General features: G+C 46.3%; 20 protein-coding genes. 14 read left to right on the top strand and 6 right to left on the bottom strand.

Annotated features, from left to right (window positions below):
- Window positions 1-91: 91 nt before the first annotated feature.
- Together QUA44_RS19950 and glgP are read left to right on the top strand one after the other, a co-directional pair.
- Window positions 92-250 (top strand): hypothetical protein, encoded by a 159-nt coding sequence (locus QUA44_RS19950; protein ID WP_333253543.1) that lies wholly within the window; start codon window positions 92-94, stop codon window positions 248-250.
- Between the two features lie 70 nt (window positions 251-320).
- The gene (gene glgP, locus QUA44_RS19945) at window positions 321-2,879 is read left to right on the top strand and encodes an alpha-glucan family phosphorylase (RefSeq protein WP_333253545.1); all 2,559 of its coding nucleotides are present in this window, start codon (window positions 321-323) and stop codon (window positions 2,877-2,879) included.
- Window positions 2,880-3,274: 395 nt separating this feature from the next.
- Here glgP and QUA44_RS19940 read toward each other — a convergent pair whose 3' ends face one another.
- Together QUA44_RS19940 and mnmG are read right to left on the bottom strand one after the other, a co-directional pair.
- Window positions 3,275-3,496, bottom strand: a complete 222-nt coding sequence (locus tag QUA44_RS19940; protein ID WP_333253547.1) for a hypothetical protein — start codon at window positions 3,494-3,496, stop codon at window positions 3,275-3,277.
- A 149-nt stretch (window positions 3,497-3,645) separates the two neighbouring features.
- Window positions 3,646-5,562, bottom strand: coding sequence for a tRNA uridine-5-carboxymethylaminomethyl(34) synthesis enzyme MnmG (gene mnmG, locus QUA44_RS19935; RefSeq protein WP_333253549.1), 1,917 nt, complete (start codon window positions 5,560-5,562; stop codon window positions 3,646-3,648).
- A gap of 306 nt (window positions 5,563-5,868) precedes the next feature.
- On the opposite strand from mnmG, the gene QUA44_RS19930 reads away from it, so the two are divergent.
- From QUA44_RS19930 to QUA44_RS19885, 11 genes are all read left to right on the top strand, one after another.
- The gene (locus QUA44_RS19930; RefSeq protein ID WP_333253551.1) at window positions 5,869-6,153 is read left to right on the top strand and encodes a UPF0175 family protein; all 285 of its coding nucleotides are present in this window, start codon (window positions 5,869-5,871) and stop codon (window positions 6,151-6,153) included.
- Window positions 6,154-6,519 carry a hypothetical protein gene (locus QUA44_RS19925; RefSeq protein WP_333253553.1) on the top strand — a complete coding sequence of 122 codons (366 nt, stop codon included), beginning with the start codon at window positions 6,154-6,156 and terminating at the stop codon, window positions 6,517-6,519.
- A 47-nt stretch (window positions 6,520-6,566) separates the two neighbouring features.
- Window positions 6,567-6,662: a hypothetical protein gene (locus QUA44_RS30765; RefSeq protein ID WP_445243685.1), complete on the top strand. Its 96-nt coding sequence runs from the start codon at window positions 6,567-6,569 to the stop codon at window positions 6,660-6,662.
- 3 nt (window positions 6,663-6,665) lie between these two features.
- Window positions 6,666-6,983 (top strand): hypothetical protein, encoded by a 318-nt coding sequence (locus QUA44_RS19920; RefSeq protein ID WP_106333715.1) that lies wholly within the window; start codon window positions 6,666-6,668, stop codon window positions 6,981-6,983.
- Window positions 6,976-7,395: a type II toxin-antitoxin system tRNA(fMet)-specific endonuclease VapC gene (gene vapC, locus QUA44_RS19915; protein ID WP_333253560.1), complete on the top strand. Its 420-nt coding sequence runs from the start codon at window positions 6,976-6,978 to the stop codon at window positions 7,393-7,395. Before QUA44_RS19920 ends, vapC begins: the two co-directional genes overlap by 8 nt.
- 168 nt (window positions 7,396-7,563) lie before the next feature.
- On the top strand, window positions 7,564-9,048 hold the full coding sequence (locus QUA44_RS19910; protein WP_333253563.1) for a DNA methyltransferase: 1,485 nt from the start codon (window positions 7,564-7,566) through the stop codon (window positions 9,046-9,048).
- 161 nt (window positions 9,049-9,209) lie between these two features.
- Entirely contained in the window at window positions 9,210-9,539 is a 330-nt protein-coding gene (locus QUA44_RS19905; RefSeq protein ID WP_333253565.1) for a hypothetical protein, read from the top strand.
- A gap of 197 nt (window positions 9,540-9,736) precedes the next feature.
- Window positions 9,737-11,266, top strand: coding sequence for a photosystem II chlorophyll-binding protein CP47 (gene psbB / locus QUA44_RS19900; protein WP_333253567.1), 1,530 nt, complete (start codon window positions 9,737-9,739; stop codon window positions 11,264-11,266).
- A gap of 143 nt (window positions 11,267-11,409) precedes the next feature.
- Complete coding sequence (locus QUA44_RS19895) at window positions 11,410-11,505, top strand: photosystem II reaction center protein T (protein ID WP_083622085.1); 96 nt, start codon at window positions 11,410-11,412, stop codon at window positions 11,503-11,505.
- A 195-nt stretch (window positions 11,506-11,700) separates the two neighbouring features.
- Window positions 11,701-12,258 carry a transcriptional regulator NrdR gene (nrdR, locus tag QUA44_RS19890; protein WP_333253570.1) on the top strand — a complete coding sequence of 186 codons (558 nt, stop codon included), beginning with the start codon at window positions 11,701-11,703 and terminating at the stop codon, window positions 12,256-12,258.
- 788 nt (window positions 12,259-13,046) lie between these two features.
- Window positions 13,047-14,261 carry a 30S ribosomal protein S1 gene (locus tag QUA44_RS19885; protein ID WP_333253574.1) on the top strand — a complete coding sequence of 405 codons (1,215 nt, stop codon included), beginning with the start codon at window positions 13,047-13,049 and terminating at the stop codon, window positions 14,259-14,261.
- 449 nt (window positions 14,262-14,710) lie between these two features.
- Here QUA44_RS19885 and QUA44_RS19880 read toward each other — a convergent pair whose 3' ends face one another.
- Window positions 14,711-15,250 carry a DUF2231 domain-containing protein gene (locus QUA44_RS19880; protein ID WP_333253576.1) on the bottom strand — a complete coding sequence of 180 codons (540 nt, stop codon included), beginning with the start codon at window positions 15,248-15,250 and terminating at the stop codon, window positions 14,711-14,713.
- Window positions 15,251-15,303: 53 nt separating this feature from the next.
- Complete coding sequence (locus QUA44_RS19875) at window positions 15,304-15,582, bottom strand: hypothetical protein (protein ID WP_333253578.1); 279 nt, start codon at window positions 15,580-15,582, stop codon at window positions 15,304-15,306.
- Window positions 15,583-15,793: 211 nt separating this feature from the next.
- Here QUA44_RS19875 and QUA44_RS19870 point away from each other — a divergent pair, with 211 nt between their 5' ends.
- Entirely contained in the window at window positions 15,794-16,975 is a 1,182-nt protein-coding gene (locus QUA44_RS19870; protein WP_333253581.1) for an FAD-binding oxidoreductase, read from the top strand.
- Between the two features lie 215 nt (window positions 16,976-17,190).
- Here QUA44_RS19870 and QUA44_RS19865 read toward each other — a convergent pair whose 3' ends face one another.
- Together QUA44_RS19865 and QUA44_RS19860 are read right to left on the bottom strand one after the other, a co-directional pair.
- The gene (locus QUA44_RS19865) at window positions 17,191-18,306 is read right to left on the bottom strand and encodes an ATP-binding protein (protein ID WP_333253583.1); all 1,116 of its coding nucleotides are present in this window, start codon (window positions 18,304-18,306) and stop codon (window positions 17,191-17,193) included.
- Window positions 18,307-18,310: 4 nt separating this feature from the next.
- Complete coding sequence (locus tag QUA44_RS19860) at window positions 18,311-22,018, bottom strand: PAS domain S-box protein (RefSeq protein ID WP_333253585.1); 3,708 nt, start codon at window positions 22,016-22,018, stop codon at window positions 18,311-18,313.
- Window positions 22,019-22,058 lie beyond the last annotated feature (40 nt).

The following is a 22,058-nucleotide window of genomic DNA, read 5'->3' as shown; positions in this document are numbered from 1 at the left end:
TTTTTGAGCAACAGCTTGCCTGAGATTCAAAGGTGGCTACTTCTAGCTGTGCTCATTTTTTAGTCTAAACTACAGTATAAAAAGACGGCGGTTGAGACGGCATAAAAAAACGGCGGTTGAAACCGCCTTCAACCCGCAAAGGTGTTCGGCGAGCGAAGTCGAGTCGCTGGTTTTGTTTGTAGAGACGGGGTTTCAACCGCCTAGTCTTGTGCGATCGCGATCGCCCGCAGCACTTAAAAACTTAAAATAGTGTGCAGAATCACGGACTTGTACCTAAAGACAGAGGAAAATATCGCTACTCCAATATAAAAGCCTGGTCTATGCAGCCAATTCGCACATTTAACGTTTCCCCGTCGCTACCGACAATTCTCGAACCCCTACGCAAACTTGCCTACAACTTGCACTGGGATTGGAACGTTGACACCAAAGACTTATTCCGCCGCCTCGATCGAGACCTGTGGGACTCCAGCAACCAAAACCCGGTGCTGATGCTCGGAACCATCTCTCAAGAGCGACTGCAAGAAATGGCAGAAGACGAAGGCTTCATTGCCCAAATGAAACGAGCCGCCCAGCAGTTAGAGGATTATCTCAAAAATCGCGCCTGGTATCGCAAACAGCGCGGTACAGAGCTGCAGGAATGCTACGCTTACTTTTCGATGGAATTCGGCTTAGTAAAAGCCCTACCCATCTATTCCGGGGGTTTGGGCGTGCTCGCAGGCGACCACCTCAAATCAGCTAGCGATTTGGGCTTGCCCTTAGCCGGCGTGGGCTTGCTCTACCAAGAAGGCTATTTTTCGCAGTATCTCAACGCCGACGGCTGGCAGCAAGAACGCTATCCGCTGAACGATTTCTACAATATGCCGCTCCACCTAGAACGCAATCCCGACGGTTCGGAATTGCGGATTGAGGTAGACTATCCAGGCCGCAAGGTGTACGCGCGGATTTGGCGAGTACAAGTGGGAACAGTTCCTTTGTACTTAATGGATACAAATATTGAACCTAACAGCCGCTACGACCAAGATATTTCCGACCAACTGTACGGCGGAGACAAAACTCTGCGGATGCACCAAGAAATCATGCTGGGCATCGGTGGCGTGAAAATGCTCAAGGCCTTGGGCTTGACAGTCACGGCTTATCACATGAACGAAGGCCACGCGGCTTTCATGGCTTTGGAACGGATTCGGATGCTGATGGAGGAATATCACCTGAGTTTCGTGGAAGCAGAACAGGTGGTAGTTTCGAGCAGTATGTTTACGACTCACACGCCGGTGCCTGCTGGGTTTGACTTGTTCGAGCCGGATATGGTGATGCACTATCTGGGTCAGTATGCCAAGATGTTTGGCTTGTCGCAAGATGAGTTTCTGGCGTTGGGCCGGGAGAATGTTGGCGATTTGTCCGCACCTCTGAATATGGCAATTTTGGCAATTAAAATGTCGAGTTTTGTCAACGGGGTGGCGGCTTTGCACGGTGTGGTGTCGCGCCCGATGTTCCAGGGGTTGTGGCCGGGTTTGCCGCAGGAAGAAGTGCCGATTACTTCGATTACGAATGGGGTGCACGCTCGCAGTTGTGTGGCGAAGTCTACTCAGGAGTTATACGATCGATACCTTGGCCCGGACTGGGAAATGACCGGTAAGGACGATCGCCTGTGGGACAGGATTTCGTCGATTCCTGACGAGGAATTGTGGCGGAATCACGAACGCTGTCGATCGGAGTTGGTGGTATTCGCGCGGGAGTGGCTGCAAAAGACTTTGCGCGAGCGCGGTGCGGCTCAAACCGAAATCGAATACGCGCGCGAGGCTCTCAATCCGAAGGTGCTGACGATCGGGTTTGCCCGCCGTTTTGCTACTTACAAGCGGGCGACGCTGTTTTTGCGCGATGTCGATCGAATTATGCGGATCATGCGGGATCAAAACCGCCCCGTGCAGTTTGTAATTGCTGGGAAGGCTCACCCGATGGATATTCCGGGTAAGGAATTGATTCGGGATATCGTTCACTTCATCCGCGAACACGACACGCTGAGTTCGATGGTGTTTCTGCCGAATTACGACATTAACGTCGCTCGGATGATGGTATCTGGCTGCGATGTGTGGCTGAATACGCCCCGCCGCCCCCGTGAGGCTTCGGGTACTTCCGGGATGAAGGCTTCGATGAATGGTTTGCCGAATCTCAGCATCCTCGACGGTTGGTGGGATGAGGCTGATTATGTTCGCACCGGTTGGCCGATCGGACATGGGGAATTTTACGAAGATACTAAGTATCAGGATGATGTCGAGGCTAATGCTTTGTATGACTTGATGGAAAAGGAAGTTGTACCGCTGTTTTACAACCGGGATGCTGACGGCATTCCCCGCGGTTGGACGGCTAAAATGAAGGATTCGATTAGCTTGAACTGTCCTTTATTCAATACTGCTCGGATGGTGAAGGATTACGCGCGGAGGGCTTATTTCCCGGTGAGCGATCGATTCTTCACGATGACGGAGGACGGGTGCGCGCCGGCTAAGGAATTGTCTCACTGGAAAAAGCACGTTCTCGCAAAGTGGTACGACATTAAGATTGAGTCTGTTGATATTTCCCAGGATAAGGAAGTTAAGGTCAATCAGTTGATCGCGGTTAAATCTCGCATCAATCTGATGGGATTAACGCCTGCAGACGTGCAAGTCGAACTTTATCAAGGTTCTGTTGATGCTAACGGCGATATCATTGGTGGCGTGCCGGTGGTAATGGAGTATTTGGGAGAAGATGCTCAGAATGCTAGCCTTTATACGGCTGACATTACTTATACTTCTAGTGGTTTGCAAGGTTTGTCGTTGCGGGTTTTGCCGAAGCACGATAATCTCAGCAGTCCTTATGAAGCTGGCGTGATTCTCTGGGCACATTAAAGGAAGTTCGGCAACGGATTCTGTAACGGATGTAACGGATGTAACGGATGGATGGAAGAGGGAATCAGGAATCAGGAAGATTTTACCTATTCTCCCCCTCTCCCCCTCTCCCTCTCGCTGTCTCCTTATCTTCCTTGGGGAATGACTATGTAGCCGGTTGTGCGATCGCCCAATACCACATTCCGCTCTATTTCCTAGTACCACCAGTGAACCCGTATATAAGCGTACAGCAAGGCATCTAGCTGGTCTTCTAAGGCTTTGAGGGTGGCAACACTGGTCGGGATTTCGGGGAGATTTGAACCACCGATGAACGCTGATTTTTATGCAGGATGTTTGCGAAATTCCGAGTGGGTTCGAGGATTGCTCAATATCTACAATAGACTGGCATAATTTCATCAATTAGAGTTGACATTCTGCCAGTTTTTCTTATTTTTGGCGTTGCTGAATACAGGTATAAATTCAAGATTGCGGAATTTTTCTAAGCCCAGTCGGGTGAGTTTTGTAACTTCCGATAAAAGTTGATTCATACCGTGACTCAGCAAACCCCAGAAGCTATCTCCATCAATATGAAACCCGCCGAGCAAAATAGTAGTGCCACAATAGTCACACTTTTTCATACTGCTATAGCAATCCTAAATCATTTGTGAATTTCTTACTCCCTCCCCTTGATAAGGGGAGGGTTGGGGTGGGGTAAAAAGTTTACGACTCCTGCAAATTGCTATATTTCATAAAATTCAAGGGACTCTTGAGACACCTGTAGTTTAGCTTATTTACCAACACCCGCTGGCTGCTGACGGTTTCGCACTTCCAGAAAAATCAACAAAGCATTAACATCAGCCGGATTCACCCCACCAATTCTGGCCGCTTGGCCAATAGTCAGTGGCTGCACTTTAGTCAACTTTTCCCGCGATTCTTTGGAGAGAGTTGTAATTGCCATATAATCCAAATCCCCTGGCAATTGTCGGCGTTCATGTCTGACAATTTCATCAATTTGATTTTGCTGTTTTTGCAGATAGCCAGAATATTTGATATCAATTTCTGCACCCTCTTTCTCAGCCAACTTCAGACTAGAATCGCCTAAATTGTACCGTTCCAAATCGACATAATGAAAACCCGGACGGCGCAACAAATCAGCCAGAGTAATCGAACCTTTAATCGCTTGTTGAGTCTCAGCAAAAATCTGCTTGCCAAGATCCTCGTGTTCCTTCACCCGCGTCGAGTACAAGCGTTCCTTCTCTGCCACAATATTAGCTTGTTTGCGATCGAACAACTCCCAGCGCCGATCGCCAATCAAACCAATTTCCCGTCCCAGCGGAGTCAAGCGTTGGTCAGCATTGTCCGATCGCAATAATAGCCGATATTCCGATCGCGAAGTCAACATCCGGTAAGGTTCCCGCAAATCCTTCGTACACAAATCATCAATCAAAGTCCCGATATAACTTTGCTCGCGAGGAAACACAATCATCTCCTGATTTTTCGCAAATCTAGCCGCATTAATCCCCGCCACAATCCCCTGTGCAGCCGCCTCCTCATATCCAGTCGTACCGTTCACCTGACCCGCGCAAAATAGCCCTTCAATCTTCTTAGTCATCAGCGTTGGAAAGCACTGAGTCGCAGGCAAATAATCATACTCCACAGCATAAGCAGGGCGCATCATCTCGCACTTTTCCAAACCAGGAAGAGTACGCAGCATTTGCAATTGCAAAGTTTCGGGTAAACCCGTCGAAAATCCTTGAATGTAAAGTTCAGGAATATCTCTCCCTTCCGGTTCGATAAAAATCTGGTGACTTTCCTTATCCGCAAACCGCACAATCTTATCTTCAATACTCGGACAGTAGCGCGGCCCCTTCGCATCAACCCAGCCGCCGTAAACTGGAGAAAGGTGCAAATTGTCTCTAATTAACTGGTGAGTTTCTGGCGTAGTTCGAGTTAGATAACAAGGCATTTGTTCCCGTTCCACCCAAACTTCTGGATCGAAACTAAACCAGCGAACATCTGCATCTCCCGGCTGCGGTTCCAAGTTAGTATAATCGAGAGTCCGCTTGTCAACTCTTGCCGGAGTTCCAGTTTTCAACCTGCCCGTTTCAAAGCCCAAACGGTTGAGAGTTTCTGTCAAACCCACGGCCGCAAATTCTCCGGCGCGTCCGGCGGGCATCGACTTATTGCCCACCCAAATTGTGCCACCTAAAAAAGTACCTGTGGTGAGAATTACGGCTTTGCATTCAAAAGCGACACCGAAGTATGTTTCAACTCCGATCACTTCTTCGTTTTTGCCCAAAACTAAGTCTGTTACCATCGCTTCCCGGATGGTCAAATTCTCTTGATTTTCGACAATGTTGTTCATCACAGCGGTGTATTCCCGCTTGTCTGTTTGTGCTCGTAGCGCCCACACTGCGGGGCCTCGTGAAGAGTTGAGGATGCGTTTTTGTAGATAAGTGCGATCGGCCATTTTGCCAATTTCCCCGCCTAACGCATCCACTTCGTTAGTAAGTTGAGATTTAGCCGGGCCGCCGACAGCGGGATTGCAGGGTTGCCACGCAATTTTGTCGAGGTTGAGGGTGAGGAGAAGAGTGCGACAGCCGAGGCGAGAAGTGGCGAGGGCGGCTTCACAGCCGGAGTGTCCGGCACCAACTACGATGATGTCGAAACTGTCTTGGAATTGTACTGGGGTTTGTGCGGTCATGGGATTTTAGATTTTAGATTTTAGATTTTAGATTGAATAATTGACTTGAGGGATTAAGCCGGAGGGTTATTTATCGGATATCGCGTTTTTGTCTGTGTTATTTGAGTAAACTATGCCTTATATAGTCTATTATAGACAATAGTCGTTCGAGTAACAATATTTAGGCAGGCAATACTTCTGCACGCCCCCATACACCATGCACCAAGCGAGCGGGATATTAAATATTTGTAGTCGGATATTATGGCGATGTTGTGGGATGTGGTTTTAGGAACTAAAATATAAATGTAGGTTTGGGAGATTTTGGGAATGACTTTGATGATTTTAGACGAGAAATTAGAAAGCATTCATCTTTCTGCTGAGGTTCGGCAGAAGGCTTTACAGAAAGCAAAAGAGGGTTATGTAATGGCGTTATTAGAGGTAGGGGAAATTACCAGCGGACGAGCGGGGAAAATTTTAGGAGTTTCTCGCATGAAAATTATCAAAATGATGAAAAAATGGGGAATTTCTCTGTTTGATGATTCGCAAAATTTGGAACAAATTCGTCAAGAGGTGGAACAGGCAGAGTTGATGTTAGAGCGGCAGGGGTTTTAAATGATTATTGTCTCCGATACTACACCTATTAGTGAATTAGCTAAGGTAGATCGCTTAGATTTATTGCCTCAACTTTTTGGTAAAGTTGTGATTCCGAAGGGAGTGTTTGATGAACTTCAGGTTGGTCAGCATCCGGCAGCTAAAATCGTACAAAATTTGTCTTGGTTAGAGGTTGTAACAGTCAATAATCTGCAAGTAGTTGAGGACTTACAAGGGTCGTTTAATTTAGATTTGGGGGAATCGGAAGCGATCGCTTTAGCAGAAGAAATGAACGCAGCCCAATTATTGATTGATGAAAAAGCGGCGAGACGGGTAGCGGCGGCGAGAAAGCTGCCGTTAATTGGGACAATGGGTGTTTTGTTGTAGCAAAGAGCCGGGGTTTGTTGGGAAGCGTGCGGGATGTTTTAGATGAGATGCAGGCACAGGGAACGAGGTTTTCCGATCGGCTTTACGAACGGGTTTTAATTTTGGCTCAGGAAAATAGAAATGGAGATCGAGGGGGTTTTTAATATATGCAAATCACAGTTAATTTACCTGATACGTTAGTAGATAAGATCGAGGATAAATGGGGGGACTTGTCACGAAAAATTCTGAGAGATTTAGTCTTAAGTGCTTTTCGCGATGGGTTAATCGATTTGGATGAGTTAAAGGAGATGCTCGATATTGGCGATGAGGCAGGCTTGAAGGAATTTTTCAGGCAAAATAATATGCTGCATTCTTCAGGATTGATAAATCTGTCTGGGAGTTGTGCGGATATTGATTTTGATGATGATGGCTGGGGAATTTCTGATGAAATGGATGACGATATGATGGGGGTTTTTGATGAGTAATAGCTCTTTGATTTATTTGCTAGATACTAATGTTTGTATCCTGTATTTAAAGGGTAGGTCGCCTAGTATCGACCTTCATTTTAATACTGTGGTAGCCGATAAAATTGGGGTTTGTTCTGTGGTAAAAGCCGAGTTGTTTTACGGAGCGATGGGTAGCAATAACCCCCAAAATAGTTTAAATCTACAAAAATCTTTTTTAAGTCAGTTCGTTTCTCTGCCGTTTGACGATGCTTGTGCGGAAGTATATGGCAAGATTAGGAGAGATTTGGCAAGTTTGGGAACTCCGATCGGCTCAAACGATCTGCAAATTGCTGCTATTGCTTTGGCAAATAATTTAATCTTAGTCACTCATAATGTTAGGGAGTTTAGCAGAGTACAAGGGCTACAGATTGAAGATTGGGAGGCGGGGTGATGAGTAATTATCAGGGTTATGAAAAGTATAATGCAATTTTATCAATATTTTTGATAAGATTCAGACCGTTCATCCAAAACGATCGATCGATATAGTATAATTAAATGTTTGTTGTCAAATACAGACATCAGCAGCAGTTACACCAGCCATTTAAAGGAAATAGCGAAAATGGTAAATCAACTATTTTACGGTGACAATCTTGATGTCTTACGCAGACAGATCAAAGACGAATCGGTAGATTTATGCTACATTGACCCGCCTTTTAACTCAAAACGCAACTACAACCAAATCTATAATAACATTGGCAAGGAAGACCAAGCCCAAGCACAAGCTTTTATCGACACTTGGACTTGGGATGATTATGCCAATCAAGGTTTAGCTGAAATCTTGGAAAATTCCCAGGGTAAATTTACCTCACAAAGTATTGATTTAATTGCTGGCTTAACAAAAGTCTTAAGCAAAGGTAGTTTATTAGCATATTTAATCCATATTACCTTACGAGTAGTCGAAATTCATAGAGTCTTAAAACCTACTGGTAGCTTTTATCTGCATTGCGATCCTACAGCAAGCCATTATTTAAAATTAATTTTAGATACCATTTTTTGTTCCCAGGGTGGTGATTTCAGGAACGAGATAATTTGGTGTTATCGAGGTGGCGGTTCTCCTAAAAAAGACTTTGGTAGAAGGCATGATGTCATATTAAGATATTCAAAAACTAATGAATATGAGTTCAATGAAAATGCAATTAGAATACCATATCAAGCTGAAGGAATTGGTAGAAAAGATGATGCAATGTGGGGCAAGCATAAAGGAACTAATAAAGTATATAAGCCTCATCCTTTGGGCAAAATCCCTGAAGATTGGTGGCTGATGAATATCTTAAATGCTAACGATCCAGAACGTCTTGGCTATCCAACACAAAAACCCGAAGAATTATTAGAACGCATTATCAAAGTCAGTAGCAATGAAGGGGATGTAGTTTTAGATGCTTACTGCGGTTGTGGTACTACTGTCGCTGTATCTCAACGCCTCAAGCGTCAATGGATAGGCATTGACATTACTTATCAAAGTATTAGTTTAATTCTCAAACGCCTTGAGGATTCTTTTGGGAAAGGTGTACTTGAACAACTTAAGTTAAATGGCATTCCTAAAGATATGGAAGCAGCAGTTGCACTTGCTAACAAAAAAGACGATCGCACTCGCAAAGAATTTGAAAAATGGGCTGTGCTTACCTATACTAATAATAGGGCCATTATTAACGCCAAGAAAGGTGCAGATAAGGGAATAGATGGCATTGCTTACTTTCAAGGTGACAAAGATGAACCAGAAAAGATTATCGTGCAAGTCAAGTCAGGGAAGGTGCAATCAGGAGACATCCGCGACTTGCAAGGGACAATTACGCTGGAACAAGCAGCCCTGGGTATTTTTATCAGTTTAAAAGAGCCAACCAAGGAAATGATTAAAACTGCCAAATCAGCAGGAATATATCAAAGCCGATATATGAATCAAAGTTCAGATAAAATACAAATTGTTACTATTAAGGAAATGTTAGAACATAAAAAAAGGCTAGATGTTCGCCTGAGCTTTGAAGTGGTTAAATCAGCAGAAAAACAAATGGAAGTTAAAGCGAAACAGTTAGAACTAGACATTTAGAAAAGAGTGATATAGCAGCCAACCTCAAAAAAAGAATACCCATATAGCCTACATCTTCTCTCCTCTTCCTTCGCGTCATAAGCGCCTTCGCGGTTCAATAATTCCGTACAATTGCAGTTTTGCGCTATGTTAGACAAAAAAATGTCAACAAGCGTACACAAATGAAATACTTCTTCTTATCCGACGGGTGGAAAGTTGGGCGCGTCTGGGGAGTCGGCGGCGAGTGGAGTTACGCCGCTTGGAGACGCCACCCCGACATTGTACAACTCGACCTCTGTCTGTGGGATCACAAAGAAAAAATGTGGCTCTACCGCGTCGAAGAGGCTGTACTCATGGTAGAAGTCAAACCCACAGCCCCCGCAGATCCGAACGATCCTGCCAAAAACATCGGCAACGTCGTGCTCACCAGACTGATCGATGCCGAGCAAGTCCTCGAACGCCTTGGGACGATCGCCGCCCGGTGCGAAATGGGCAACCCGCAACTAATGTAATGTCGAACATATTGCAATCGGTTCTAACACTCGATACACTTCTTTAAATAACTTTCATTTTTATACCTCCTCCTGTGAAGGTAGAAAGGATTCGGCAAAAGACAGAATTTAAACCCCGGACATCACCGCTCGGGATGGAAAATCTGAATTTTCCGTCAAAATGACATCATCACTTACACCTTGGAGAACCGCAGTCAATGGGACTACCCTGGTATCGCGTACACACAGTCGTCTTAAATGACCCAGGCCGATTGATTTCTGTACACTTAATGCACACAGCCCTCGTGGCAGGTTGGGCCGGCTCAATGGCCCTTTATGAACTAGCAGTTTTTGATCCCACAGACCCAGTTCTGAACCCGATGTGGCGTCAAGGGATGTTCGTGTTGCCCTTCATGACTCGCTTGGGAGTCACCGGTTCTTGGGGCGGTTGGAGCATCACGGGCGAAGGTAACGTCGATCCGGGCTTCTGGTCCTTTGAAGGCGTCGCCGTCGCTCACATCATCCTCTCTGGCCTGCTGTTCTTAGCAGCAGTCTGGCACTGGGTATTTTGGGACTTGGAACTTTTCAGAGACCCCCGTACCGGTGAACCAGCCCTCGACTTGCCAAAAATGTTTGGCATTCACCTGTTCCTCTCCGGCTTGCTCTGCTTCGGCTTCGGCGCCTTTCACCTTTCGGGACTCTTCGGCCCGGGAATGTGGGTTTCTGACCCCTACGGCCTGACCGGTCACGTCCAGCCAGTGGCTCCTTCCTGGGGCCCGGAAGGCTTCGATCCGTTCAATCCGGGCGGCATCGTGGCTCACCACATTGCAGCGGGCGTAGTCGGCGTAATTGCCGGTTTGTTCCACTTGACAGTGCGGCCGCCGGAACGTCTTTACAAAGCCCTGCGGATGGGGAATATCGAAACTGTACTTTCTAGCAGTATCGCTGCTGTGTTCTTTGCAGCTTTCGTGGTTGCGGGTACGATGTGGTACGGTTCTGCTGCAACTCCGATCGAACTTTTTGGCCCGACTCGCTATCAGTGGGACGGCAACTATTTCCAACAAGAAATCGATCGCAGAGCTCAAGCTAGCTTGGCCGGTGGCCAAGGCTTCCAAGAAGCTTACGAACAAATTCCTGAAAAATTGGCTTTCTACGACTACGTGGGCAACTCTCCTGCTAAAGGCGGTTTGTTCCGGGCCGGCGCGATGGTCAATGGCGACGGTATTGCGAAAAGCTGGCTGGGTCATCCAGTATTTACTGACAGCGAAGGTCGGGTATTGTCGGTTCGCCGCCTCCCCAACTTCTTTGAAACTTTCCCAGTGATTTTGACGGACAAAGATGGGGTCGTTCGCGCTGATATCCCCTTCCGCCGTGCTGAATCAAAATACAGCTTTGAACAAAGCGGAGTTACCGTCAGCTTCTACGGCGGCGAACTTAACGGTCAAACCTTTAATAATCCTCTAGATGTTAAGAAGTTTGCTCGCGCTGCTCAAAAAGGTGAAGTGTTTGAATTCGATCGTGAAACCTTGAACTCTGACGGGGTGTTCCGCACTTCGACTCGCGGTTGGTTCACTTTCGGACACGTTTGCTTTGCTTTGCTATTCTTTTTCGGCCATATCTGGCACGGTTCTCGGACTATTTTCCGCGACGTGTTTGCTGGAGTTGAGGCTGACTTGGAAGAACAAGTCGAGTGGGGCTTGTTCCAAAAACTGGGCGACGTGACCACAAGAAGAGAAGAATCTCTCTAGATTTCGCCAGCCTCTGGGTAGGGGGGAAACTTCCCCGCTACACAAAAACCCGGTTTCTTGAAGAAACCGGGTTTTTTTAGTTAAAAATAAAACCAACAATTAAGATAAAATAATACGGCAAGGGAAGATAGGGAAAATTTAACATGGAAAGCGTTGCTTACATTTTGATTCTGGCTTTAGCATTAGGTGTACTATTTTTTGCGATCGCCTTTCGGGAACCTCCCCGGATTGGCAAATAATTAGCTATACGCCTCCAGCAAGTCCAAAATATCTTGAACCGGACTGCGGTTAGCCCGCATCATAGTGATCTAATTTGGTGCGGGACTATTTCACCGCTGTGTGCTAAGTGATTTTTTCTAGTCCAGCCATTCATCAGACCCCAGGCGGTTAGATGAATGGCAATTTGCTGGCGATGCCTTTTAAAATCAGCAATCATGCGCTGTTCCTCCTGCCAACACACAAATAGTCGCGTTCTAGAATCGCGTTCAGCCGAATCAGGTCAAAGCATCCGTCGGCGGCGTGAGTGTTTGAGCTGCCAGCACCGCTTCACAACTTACGAACGCATAGAATTTGTGCCGATTACGGTGATCAAGCGGGACGGCAAGCGCGAATCTTTTGACAGGTCAAAATTAGTCAGGGGATTGATTCGGGCCTGCGAAAAAACAGGTTTGTCTTCCGGGCATCTCGAAACTCTGGCAGAAGAAATCGAGGCGCAACTCCAAGGTCGATCGCTCCGAGAAATCGCCAGTTCAGAAATAGGGGAACTGGTGCTGTTGCACCTGCGGCCGCTCAGCGAAGTCGCTTATGTCCGTTTTGCCTCCGTATATCGGCAATTTCGAGGCATCCGAGATTTTGTAGATACCCTAAATCACCTTCAGAATCCCCTCAACGAAGCTGAAGTTACAGAAACTGGGACAAATTTTGACGCAGATTTGCCGGATTCCGAAGCAGTCGATCGAGAAAGCCCCGCATCCTGCGCGACTCCCAGCTAAACTCGCTCAAATTAATTTAGAGAAATATTCTGGGAGATGGAAAACCGTATCGCGAGGAAGCCCCGGAGTTCGATCGACTCAAGGGACTCTCAGTCGAGCGAGCGTTCTTTTTTCTCAGTAACAGTGCTGGGTATGATATGATCATCATCGGTCTAAAATTGAGTATCACTAGACAACGTAAAAACTCAACTAAATTAGTTGAGTGCGTAGTCACACCGATAGGTGTTGCAGTTTAGGAAAGCTAAATTTGAACAAAACCTAACTAAAGGTCAATACGGTTTAGTTAAGCCAGATCCCCCCTAGCCCCCCTTAAAAAAGGGGGGACAAGAGTATTCTCTTCCGTCCCCCTTATTAAGGGGGATTTAGGGGGATATCCGGGCAATAAACAGCGTTAGCTCAACCGTATTGAAATACAGGTCGGTGACTAATTAAATACGGTAGGGCATACCGGAATTTATGCTTCTCTAAAAAGCGACCTCTACTTAGACAAGAGTAATCCTGTCACCAGCAAGTCAGCTAGCTGCATAAAGAATCTCAGTTTATTTATACCTGAGAGTGTCACAATAGTCTACTTGACTCTGCAATGTGTAAGATGAAAAGTTTTAACACAGAGCTTGGAGTAACAGTAATGGCAAGCCCGGATGTGCAGTTGCACCGGGGGAAAGTTAGCAAAAACTGACTTTAGTAAAAGATTTTGTAAGAAGTTAACCGCTTTTTCACCAAAATCTCTAATATCTGCCGGCACCAATGAAAAACATGAAGGAGAGAAATCCTAGGAAACTATTCGCATGGTCAATCTCAAAACCACAGTCAAAGACATCGGCTTTACTCACGAAGATTTTGCAGCGCTACTCGATAAATATGACTATCACTTTAGCCCGGGCGACGTAGTAGCCGGTACAGTTTTTAGTATAGAACCCAGGGGCGCTCTGATTGATATCGGTGCTAAAACAGCAGCGTACATTCCCATTCAGGAAATGTCCATCAATCGAGTCGAAAGCCCTGAAGAGGTATTGCAATCAAACGAAACCAGAGAATTTTTCATCCTCACCGATGAAAACGAAGACGGACAATTAACCCTGTCCATCCGGCGCATCGAGTATATGCGGGCTTGGGAAAGAGTGCGACAACTGCAAGCAGAAGATGCTACTGTGCGATCGCAAGTATTTGCCACCAACCGAGGCGGCGCACTTGTCAGAATTGAAGGCTTGCGAGGCTTTATTCCCGGTTCTCACATCAGTACCCGCAAACCGAAGGAAGAATTAGTCGCCGAAGAATTACCATTAAAATTCTTAGAGGTAGACGAAGACCGCAACCGCCTAGTGTTGAGTCATCGTCGCGCCTTAGTCGAACGCAAGATGAACCGCCTCGAAGTCGGGGAAGTGGTCATCGGTACAGTACGCGGTATCAAGCCTTACGGTGCGTTTATCGACATCGGTGGTGTCAGCGGCTTGCTGCACATTTCGGAAATTTCGCACGACCACATCGATACGCCTCATAGCGTCTTCAATGTCAACGACGAAGTGAAAGTGATGATCATTGACTTGGATGCTGAGAGAGGCCGGATTTCTCTCTCCACCAAGCAGTTGGAACCGGAACCGGGCGCGATGGTCAAAAATCGCGAATTGGTTTATGAAAAAGCTGAAGAAATGGCAGCTAAGTTCCGGGAGAAAATGCTCGCTCAAAAGCAAGCTAAAGCAGGCATAGATGTTCCTGTAGACTCAACTGATGTTGATGATGATATCTCCGACGAAATACTCGAAGATGTACCCTCAGCAATGGAAGAGGATGAGCCCGAAGTAGCAGCAGAAGCCGCACCAGAAGTAGCAGCAGAAGCCGCACCAGAAGTAGCAGCAGAAGCCGCACCAGAGGTAGCAGCAGAAGCCGCACCAGAGGTAGCAGCAGAAGCCACACCCGAAGTAGCAGCAGAAGCCGCACCGGAAGTCGCAGCAGAAGCAGTATTAGATGTAGAGGAAGAAATCCCTCCTGCGACGGAAGAATAACATCGCAGTTAGTGTTATTAAGAGAGGGAATTTTCCCTCTTTTTTTTTGAGTTAGTCATGAGTTATTAGTCATTAGTCGCTGCTGGGTGGTTGATAATTCAATACGGTTCACTTAACAGTATTTATACCCCGGAGATCCCCCTCGCATCCCCCGAAAGCAAGGGGGACTTTGAGGGCATCCTTGTCCCCCCCTTTTAAGGCTACCGTGTACACACATCTCTGTGTAGAACCAAAATCCTCGGAGATCCCCCTAAATCCCCCTTAAAAAGGGGGACTTTGACTCCGGTTCCCCCCTTTTTAAGGGATCTCATGACTTGTGTGTACACCGTAGCCCTTATTAAGGGGGGGCTAGGGGGGATCTAATTCTATGCAGCCTCATAAAAAATTGGTATTAGTCCTAATTTATTCAATCTAGAGGATTGAAGTCCCTACTAAAAACCCTCAGAAACCTACTGATTTGGACTGGTAGGGCCGATGACACCGACTTTGTGACGAAAACTTAGTTCGCCGCCGAACCAGCCTGTAATGCCCAGCAAGGTTGCCACGACGATCGATATTGCTAAACCTGTATATACGATCGGCTGGGCCGGATTTCCCTGTCGCAACAGCAGGTTAATCAGGGAAAGTACGAGAGCCGCCACATTGCCGCCCATGTGCAACCAACCAGCACTGCGCTCGCGCACTCTTTTAATTCTCGTAAAATCTAAAAAGCCCGTGATCCCAGCCAAAATCCCCGCACCAAAACCGCAACCGATCAGCCAAACCGAAGCTCTCGCCCAAAACGGATCGCTTGTCAGCCAATAACCGATATCCGTGCCGGCGGCTCCTACTAAAAAGGCTACAGGAAACACGATCAGCACTGGGTGGAGGGGATGGCCTGCAACTGAAACTGTACTTGTAATTCCGGCATCGCGATACTCTGTGTCATCACTTTCGAGAATCGGCGGAATATTGGGATAGGGCGTATTATTTATTTGATTTGTTTCCATGATTTCTAGCGATTAGTGTTCTACCTACAAAGCCCGTTTTTATTGGATTGAACTTAATCCCAAATCCGCTCGCCATTTTCGTCAACGCGGGCCTGCCGAATTACGTCGGAAATTTCATCGGCGTCTTTGACGTGGTGCAAAGCTTTCTTTTCCCCATCGGGTTCTTCTACGATCACATAAGTTGGAACTGTAACAACATCTCCCGTGATGTCGGGTACGTGGTCAACTGCCAGTTGCTTGGCTTTTTCTTCGATGGTTTGCGGTTTGTCGGAAATGCGATCGCCCGGATTGACTGTGCGCTCCATATCTTTGCCTGGTTTGTCGATACTCATAAAAACCTCTCTGGTACTTCTAATTTTTTGCTGACTCTAATTCCTACTATTGAACGAAAAATATCTCTACGCAAACATCTCCCGACGGGTGGAAGTTTCAGTTATGCCGATCGCAGGCAGCCTCTTCCTGTAGGTAGAGGTTTTTCGATTCGTTCCGAAAAAACCTAAGCTAAAATCTAAGCATGATATTTTCCTTCCCTTTGAGTTGCTCATGAAAAGTTGCGATTGGATTGTTGTCGGCGGCGGCATTACGGGTGCATCACTGAGTTACGAACTGGCAAAAAAAGGTTTTGCTGTGCTGCTTTTGGAACGAGATGCTACCATGCAAAATGCTACTCGTTTTAGTTATGGTGGCTTGGCTTATTGGTCGGGAACGACTGATTTAACTCGCCAATTGTGTCGGGAAGGTATCGAACGCCACCGCAATTTATCGGCGGAATTAGATGCTGATACTGAGTTTCGCGAGTTGGATTTGTTGCTGACAATTGATGCGGGTACTGATGCCGAAAAAGTTGCGACTAATTACGCGCATTTTGCAATTCCCCCGCAGCTTTTGAGTGTTGCAGAAGCTGGGGAGTTGGAACCTTTGCTGAATAAAAGTGCGATCGCCGGAGCTCTGACTGTGCGCCACGGTCACATTTCGCCGACTGCCACAAATAAAGCTTATTGTCAAGGGTTTCTACGGTTGGGAGGCACTATAGAATTTGCTGAAGTAATTGGGTTTATAGAAGAGGGAAATCAGATTTCGGGAGTCAAGACGGCGCAGGGAATTTATCGTTGTGAAAATGCTGTGGTTTGTGCTGGAGGTTGGAGTCGGAGTTTACTGAAGCTGGCTGGTGTTTCTGTGGGAGTTTATTTTACTCGCACGGAGATTTTGGAAACTGCACCTGTGGATTTAAAACTCAGGACTTTGGTGATGCCTGCGGTATTAAAACGTTTTGAATTGGAAGCTGAATCGAGTAGAATTGAGGTGGATTTTCTTTGGGATGAACCTGGTAAAGAGTTGCTGTCGCCGATTTTAGATGTGGGTGCAATTGGGTTTAATGATGGCAGTTTGCGGATCGGGCAATTGTCTCGCACGTTGAGCGATTTGAATGCTAAAGTCGATCGCGAAACTAGCGAAAGGGCAATTCGTGCAGGAATCAGCAAAGTTTTGCCTGAGTTGGCAGGTTTACCGGCAACTTGGCACGAGTGTAGTGTGGCATTTAGCGCTGATAATTTGCCCGTAGTGGGGCCGATTGCCGATCGCCCTGGATTGCACGTTTTTTCTGGTTTGAGCAATCCTTTGGCTATTGTGCCGGCTTTAGCTGAGCGATTTGCGAAGGCGGCGGGGGGAGGAGAAGATTGGGCGATCGAGCTTTTGTCTCCGGATAGATTTACTGGAAATGACTAATGTTAACTGTTAGCTTTTAACTGTTAGTGGGGAGGGCGGGTTTATGTATATTGTTAGTTGGAATTATAGATGGTTGGTGAAACTCGCCCCTACAGATAAAATATCAAGATACAAGGGGCGGGTTCACCCTAATTTATATCATCAAATCGCAGAACTCAAAAACCCGCCCCTCCCATCGCAGATACTGATGACTAATCACTAATGACTAATGACTACTAACTACTAACTACAAAAGGTAGCACGACAATAAATGTAGTACCTTTGTCGATCGCACTTTCCACACTTATTGTACCGCCGTGCAGGTCAACTATGTGTTTAACAATGCAGAGTCCCAAACCCGATCCTTTAATCTTGCCTACATTAGCACCCCGTTCAAACTGCTGAAATAGTTTTCCTTGATATTCCGGTGTCATCCCAATTCCCTCATCTCGAACGCACAAAATTATTTGTTGGTTTTCGCAGATTAGGTCTAAACTTACCTTGCCACCGTTTGGAGAATATTTAATGGCGTTTGAAAGCAAATTAGTCAGAAGGTGGTGGAGTAGTTTTGCGTCGAGATTGGCGTGCAGCGGATCTGTTTGACTGCGGAAATTTAGGATGTGTTTGTCGGTGACGATAGGTTGCAGTTCTTCTAAAATAGAATTGCATAAATCCGTCGCATTGATCGGATTTAAATTTAAGGAAATTTTGCCTGATTCTGCTTTGCTAAGCATTAAAATATCTTCCAGCAAACCACTCATATTACTGACGGCTTTTTTAATGCGATCAACATTTTTTTGGGTAGTTTCGGGGTTGCTCTGCAAGTCGCTATCTTCTAACATTTCAGCCGATAACTGTATAGTAGTTAAAGGAGTGTTTAAATCGTGGTAAGCCATTGAAATAAAGCGCGATCTATTTTCGTTTTTTTCTGCTGCTAACGCCATTAAATTTTTCAGACTAACTGCTTCTTGATGTTTACTAAGTGCTATCTTGATAGTGGCGTGCATTTCTCTTTCTTTAAAAGGTTTGAGGAGGTAGCCGTAAGAACCAGTATTTTCGGCTCGCTGCAAAGTTTCGTCGTCGGCATAGGCAGTTGTATAGATAATTGGTATATCTAATTCTTGATTAATTATTGCTGCTGTTTCTATGCCGTCAATGTCGCCTTTGATAACTATGTCCATTAAAATTAAATCGGGTCTTAGTTCGCGCGCACGCTGGATGGCATCGGCTCCTGAAGAAACGATATCGGCGATTTGATATCCCAACTTTTCTAATTTTGGGGATAAGTTTTTAGCAATTAACAGTTCGTCTTCGACAATCAAAATCTTAATTGGTTTTTCAGAAAAACTCATATTTTTACAATCTTTGAAAGTAGTTTAACTCGTTAAATTTTAAGTGAAATGCTGTCCCAACTTTTCTGGATATTTCGATAGTTCCTTCTAACTGCTCGGTTAAAGTGCAGACAACTTGAAAGCCCATTGAGTTAGTTTTCCTAAAATCTAAGTTTTGAGGAAAGCCGATGCCGTTGTCCTTAACTAAGAGGTTGATTTCTCCATCGCCCGTTTGATAACATTCTACACTAACTGTACCACTTGTGGCATCAGGAAAAGCGTGTTTCAGGGTATTTGAAACCAATTCATTGGCAATTAAACCGCAGGGAGTAGCGGTTTCAAGATTTAGGGAAATTGGCTCAGCTAATACCTGCAACTGAATTTGGTTGTTGCTAATATTGTAAGAGTGAAACAAGTTACTTACCAAATCTTCAAGATATTCGCCAAAATTAATTTGCGCTAGGTTAGTCGAGCGGTACAGTTTTTCGTGAATCAGAGCCATAGAATAAAGGCGATTCTGACTTTCTTCAAACATTTTGCTTACTTGCGGGTCGGCAACTGTGTTCGATTGCAATTCTAACAGACTGGCAACTACGCAAAGGTTGTTTTTGACGCGGTGGTGAATTTCTTTAAGCAAAATTTCTTTTTCTCTAAGGGAGTTTTTCAAATTTGCTTCCGCTTGTTTGCGGTCGCTCAGTTCAGCTTGCAGTTGCTGGTAGAGTAGAGATTGGTGAATGGCGATCGCTAATTGATTCACCAACTGGTGAAATAAATTGATTTCCCATTCTTGCCACTCACGAGAGTCATGGCATTGGTGGGCAATCAGCAATCCCCAAAGCTGGCTGTGCTGAATAATCGGCACTACTAACTTTGCCCTAACTTGAATTTCTTTCATAAACTCCACCACACAAGGTGTAATCCAGGGAGAATCTAGTTCGGAAATCGCACAAATTCGCCCTTGCAAATAAAGCTGATAACTTTCGGCCGGAAAAACCTCTTCGCCAAAATATCTATCCACGAGTTGGCTGCATCCTTCTGCCACGGCTTCAGCAATGACTCGCCCGCCCTTTTTGGGTAAAATTTGATAAACCAAAACTCGATCGGCTAATAATACTTGCTGGAGTTCGGCAACCGTAGTGTTGAGAATTTCCTCTAATTGCAAAGACTGGCGGACACGACGGGCGATCGCCTCCACGAGCCGTTCTCGCTCGAACTGCTGCTGCAGCGCTATTTCGGCGTATTTAGAATTGGTGATATCGGCGGCGTAACCAATAATTTCGATCGGAATGCTCCTGCTGTCAACCAATAGTTTCAGTTCCGTCCGTAGCCAGCGGTAAAGTCCGTCTCGGTGCAGAAAGCGGTACTCGCAAATGCAATTTTTACCCTCGGACAAATCATAAAAGTTTGCTAGAAATTGGAGCCGCTCTTCAGGGTGAATCCGGCTTAACCAAAATTTAGAATCGGCTAACAGTTCTTGGGGGTCGTAGCCCACGATTGCCTTAACGTTGTCGCTAATGTAAGTAGTACAAAAATCTCCCGTGGGTGAGGCAGTAAAAATTACTGCCGGATTAGAACCCAGCAAAAATTGCAGGCGTTCTTTTAACTGCTGAAATTCCATTTCTGCCCGCTTACGATAACTGATATCTTCGATCGCCCCCATGCTGTAGAGAGGAATGCCCTCGCGATCGCGGATCAGCGTCACCGTCAAGTTTGCCCACATCAGCTCGCCATTCTTCTTAATCAAGCGTTTTTCCGTTTGGAAGCGAGAAATCTTGCCGCAGACCAACTGCTTGACTTGCTCGACATCTGCTTGTAAATCTTCTGGATGCGTGAGTTCAGTAAAAGTCATGGTAGCCAACTCCGAATCGCTGTAGCCCAACATCTGGCGGTGAGCTTCATTCACTTTGATCGTGCGGTAGTCGCGCACGCTTGCCAAACCAATCGCGATCGGAGCATCGTCAAATAAGTTGCGAAACTTTTCCTCGCTCTTTTGCAGTGAAGCTTCTGCGTGTTTGCGAGCGGTAATGTCTCGGGCGACCCACATCACCCGATCGAACTCCAGCGGCGAAATACTGGCATCAAACCAAAATAACTTGCAGCCAATTTCCATGCTGTATTCAACTCTGTGGGTTTGCCCAGATGCCAATGTTTGGCGAATGTGGCTCAGGGCAAAATTAGCTTCCGCTTCTGGGAAGATTTCGGCGAGGGTTTTGCCCAGCACTTCAGGAGCCGGTTTGTACAGCAGTTCGGGAGCCGTGGGGGCGATTTTGAGGTAGCGGCCGCTTGCGTCGAAAACCAGCACGATATCCGTCATGGCGTTAAACAGCGCCAGCAGTTCGGCTTCGGAGCTTTGGAGTTTTTCTTCGGTCAATTTGCGATCGGTAATGTCGGTGTCAGTGCCAGTCAGGCGGCAAATCTTGCCACTCTTCGATCGCACCCCACTGCCGCGAACAAGCAGCCAGCAAATGCTGCCATCTTGGCGCAGCATCCGGTGTTCGACTTCAAAAATTTCTGTTACGCCCTCTAGATAAGCATTTACGGCTTCGGCGACTGCAACTCGATCGTCGGGATGAACCAGAGACATCCAATTTTCCACGCGGTTGGAAATCTCTGCATCTTGATAGCCCAACAAAGCTTTCAAAGACCGATCGATGTAAATTTCGTCGGTTTCCAAATTCCAGTCCCAAACCCCCACTTTGGCGGCCGATACTGCCATGTCGTAGGATTCATTGCCCTGCTGAACTCGCACTTCTAAGTCTGCATTGAGCTGCTGCAAAGCGATTTCTGCTTGTTTGCGATCCGTGACATCCCGGCCTGCAGCTTGATACTCGACGATTTGTCCGCTTTCGTCGAAGATAGCCCGATCGATCCACTGCTGAGTGCGAATTTCCCCGCTCGGCAAAATGACTCGGTGTTCGCAGGTAAAAACAGGCTTGTCGGGAGACACATAAGTATATAGATCTGGAAAAATTTCTCGGTCTGCTTCTGGGATCAGTGGCATAAAGCTGTTGCCGAGCAAGTCTTCTGGTTGCACGCCGAAATAGCGGCAGTAAGCTTGATTGACAAATGTGATTTTACCGTCGGGGAGGTAGCGGCAAATCAGTTCGGTTTGGTCTTCCACAATTGCTCGGTAGCGCGCCTCGCTCTCCCGCAGGGCTGTTTCGGCATTTTTGCGATCGCTGACTTTTTCTAGTTCACAATTGCCCTCTAACAGTTCGCATTGTTCCTGGAGTTTTGCCACTTCTTGATTCAGTGCCTCGATCCAGCTATACATTGCGGGGCGAATACTTTTTTCACTGATTAAACCTACTGGCTGACCCCGTTCATCTACAATTGGCAAGCAATCGATCGAGTATTGACAAAATAGCTTAAATGCGGTAATAAGATCTGTAAATTCTGATTCTTGTAAGACAATTAAATTCCGCGTCATTGCGTCGGCAACTTTCATGCCTTGCCATCCGTATTCGGCCGCGGCTAAGTTCAGCACATCTTCCGGGCTTAGCAGTCCGACTAGCTGATTTTCATCGACAACTAAGACGCAACTAATCGATGCTTTTACAGTTTCGTTTGAGTCGGGAAATGCAGGTGAATTAGGCAGTGGGCAAGGGTTGCTCGTCCGACGCATCAGGGCGATCGCCTCTGCGAGGGAAGTTGAGGGCGCAACCGTCACAGGGTGACGATCGACAGCTTCGTCGGGCGATCGTAAATTTGCCGACAAATTAGCAAGTTCCATTAGTCTGGGTCAAAAAGTATTGCTAATTAACTTTAGCAAT

This window comes from Microcoleus sp. N9_A2 (assembly GCF_036701775.1).
Classification (GTDB): domain Bacteria; phylum Cyanobacteriota; class Cyanobacteriia; order Cyanobacteriales; family Microcoleaceae; genus Microcoleus.
This window is presented reverse-complemented; position numbering and strand designations above follow the sequence as displayed.

Coding starts and splice junctions, on each gene's coding strand:
- glgP (WP_333253545.1), top strand. CDS start 321: ATGCAGCCAATTCGCACATTTAACGTTTCCCCGTCGCTACCGACAATT.
- QUA44_RS19940 (WP_333253547.1), bottom strand. CDS start 3,496: ATGAAAAAGTGTGACTATTGTGGCACTACTATTTTGCTCGGCGGGTTT.
- mnmG (WP_333253549.1), bottom strand. CDS start 5,562: ATGACCGCACAAACCCCAGTACAATTCCAAGACAGTTTCGACATCATC.
- QUA44_RS19930 (WP_333253551.1), top strand. CDS start 5,869: ATGACTTTGATGATTTTAGACGAGAAATTAGAAAGCATTCATCTTTCT.
- QUA44_RS19925 (WP_333253553.1), top strand. CDS start 6,154: ATGATTATTGTCTCCGATACTACACCTATTAGTGAATTAGCTAAGGTA.
- QUA44_RS30765 (WP_445243685.1), top strand. CDS start 6,567: ATGCAGGCACAGGGAACGAGGTTTTCCGATCGGCTTTACGAACGGGTT.
- QUA44_RS19920 (WP_106333715.1), top strand. CDS start 6,666: ATGCAAATCACAGTTAATTTACCTGATACGTTAGTAGATAAGATCGAG.
- vapC (WP_333253560.1), top strand. CDS start 6,976: ATGAGTAATAGCTCTTTGATTTATTTGCTAGATACTAATGTTTGTATC.
- QUA44_RS19910 (WP_333253563.1), top strand. CDS start 7,564: ATGGTAAATCAACTATTTTACGGTGACAATCTTGATGTCTTACGCAGA.
- QUA44_RS19905 (WP_333253565.1), top strand. CDS start 9,210: ATGAAATACTTCTTCTTATCCGACGGGTGGAAAGTTGGGCGCGTCTGG.
- psbB (WP_333253567.1), top strand. CDS start 9,737: ATGGGACTACCCTGGTATCGCGTACACACAGTCGTCTTAAATGACCCA.
- QUA44_RS19895 (WP_083622085.1), top strand. CDS start 11,410: ATGGAAAGCGTTGCTTACATTTTGATTCTGGCTTTAGCATTAGGTGTA.
- nrdR (WP_333253570.1), top strand. CDS start 11,701: ATGCGCTGTTCCTCCTGCCAACACACAAATAGTCGCGTTCTAGAATCG.
- QUA44_RS19885 (WP_333253574.1), top strand. CDS start 13,047: ATGGTCAATCTCAAAACCACAGTCAAAGACATCGGCTTTACTCACGAA.
- QUA44_RS19880 (WP_333253576.1), bottom strand. CDS start 15,250: ATGGAAACAAATCAAATAAATAATACGCCCTATCCCAATATTCCGCCG.
- QUA44_RS19875 (WP_333253578.1), bottom strand. CDS start 15,582: ATGAGTATCGACAAACCAGGCAAAGATATGGAGCGCACAGTCAATCCG.
- QUA44_RS19870 (WP_333253581.1), top strand. CDS start 15,794: ATGAAAAGTTGCGATTGGATTGTTGTCGGCGGCGGCATTACGGGTGCA.
- QUA44_RS19865 (WP_333253583.1), bottom strand. CDS start 18,306: ATGAGTTTTTCTGAAAAACCAATTAAGATTTTGATTGTCGAAGACGAA.
- QUA44_RS19860 (WP_333253585.1), bottom strand. CDS start 22,018: ATGGAACTTGCTAATTTGTCGGCAAATTTACGATCGCCCGACGAAGCT.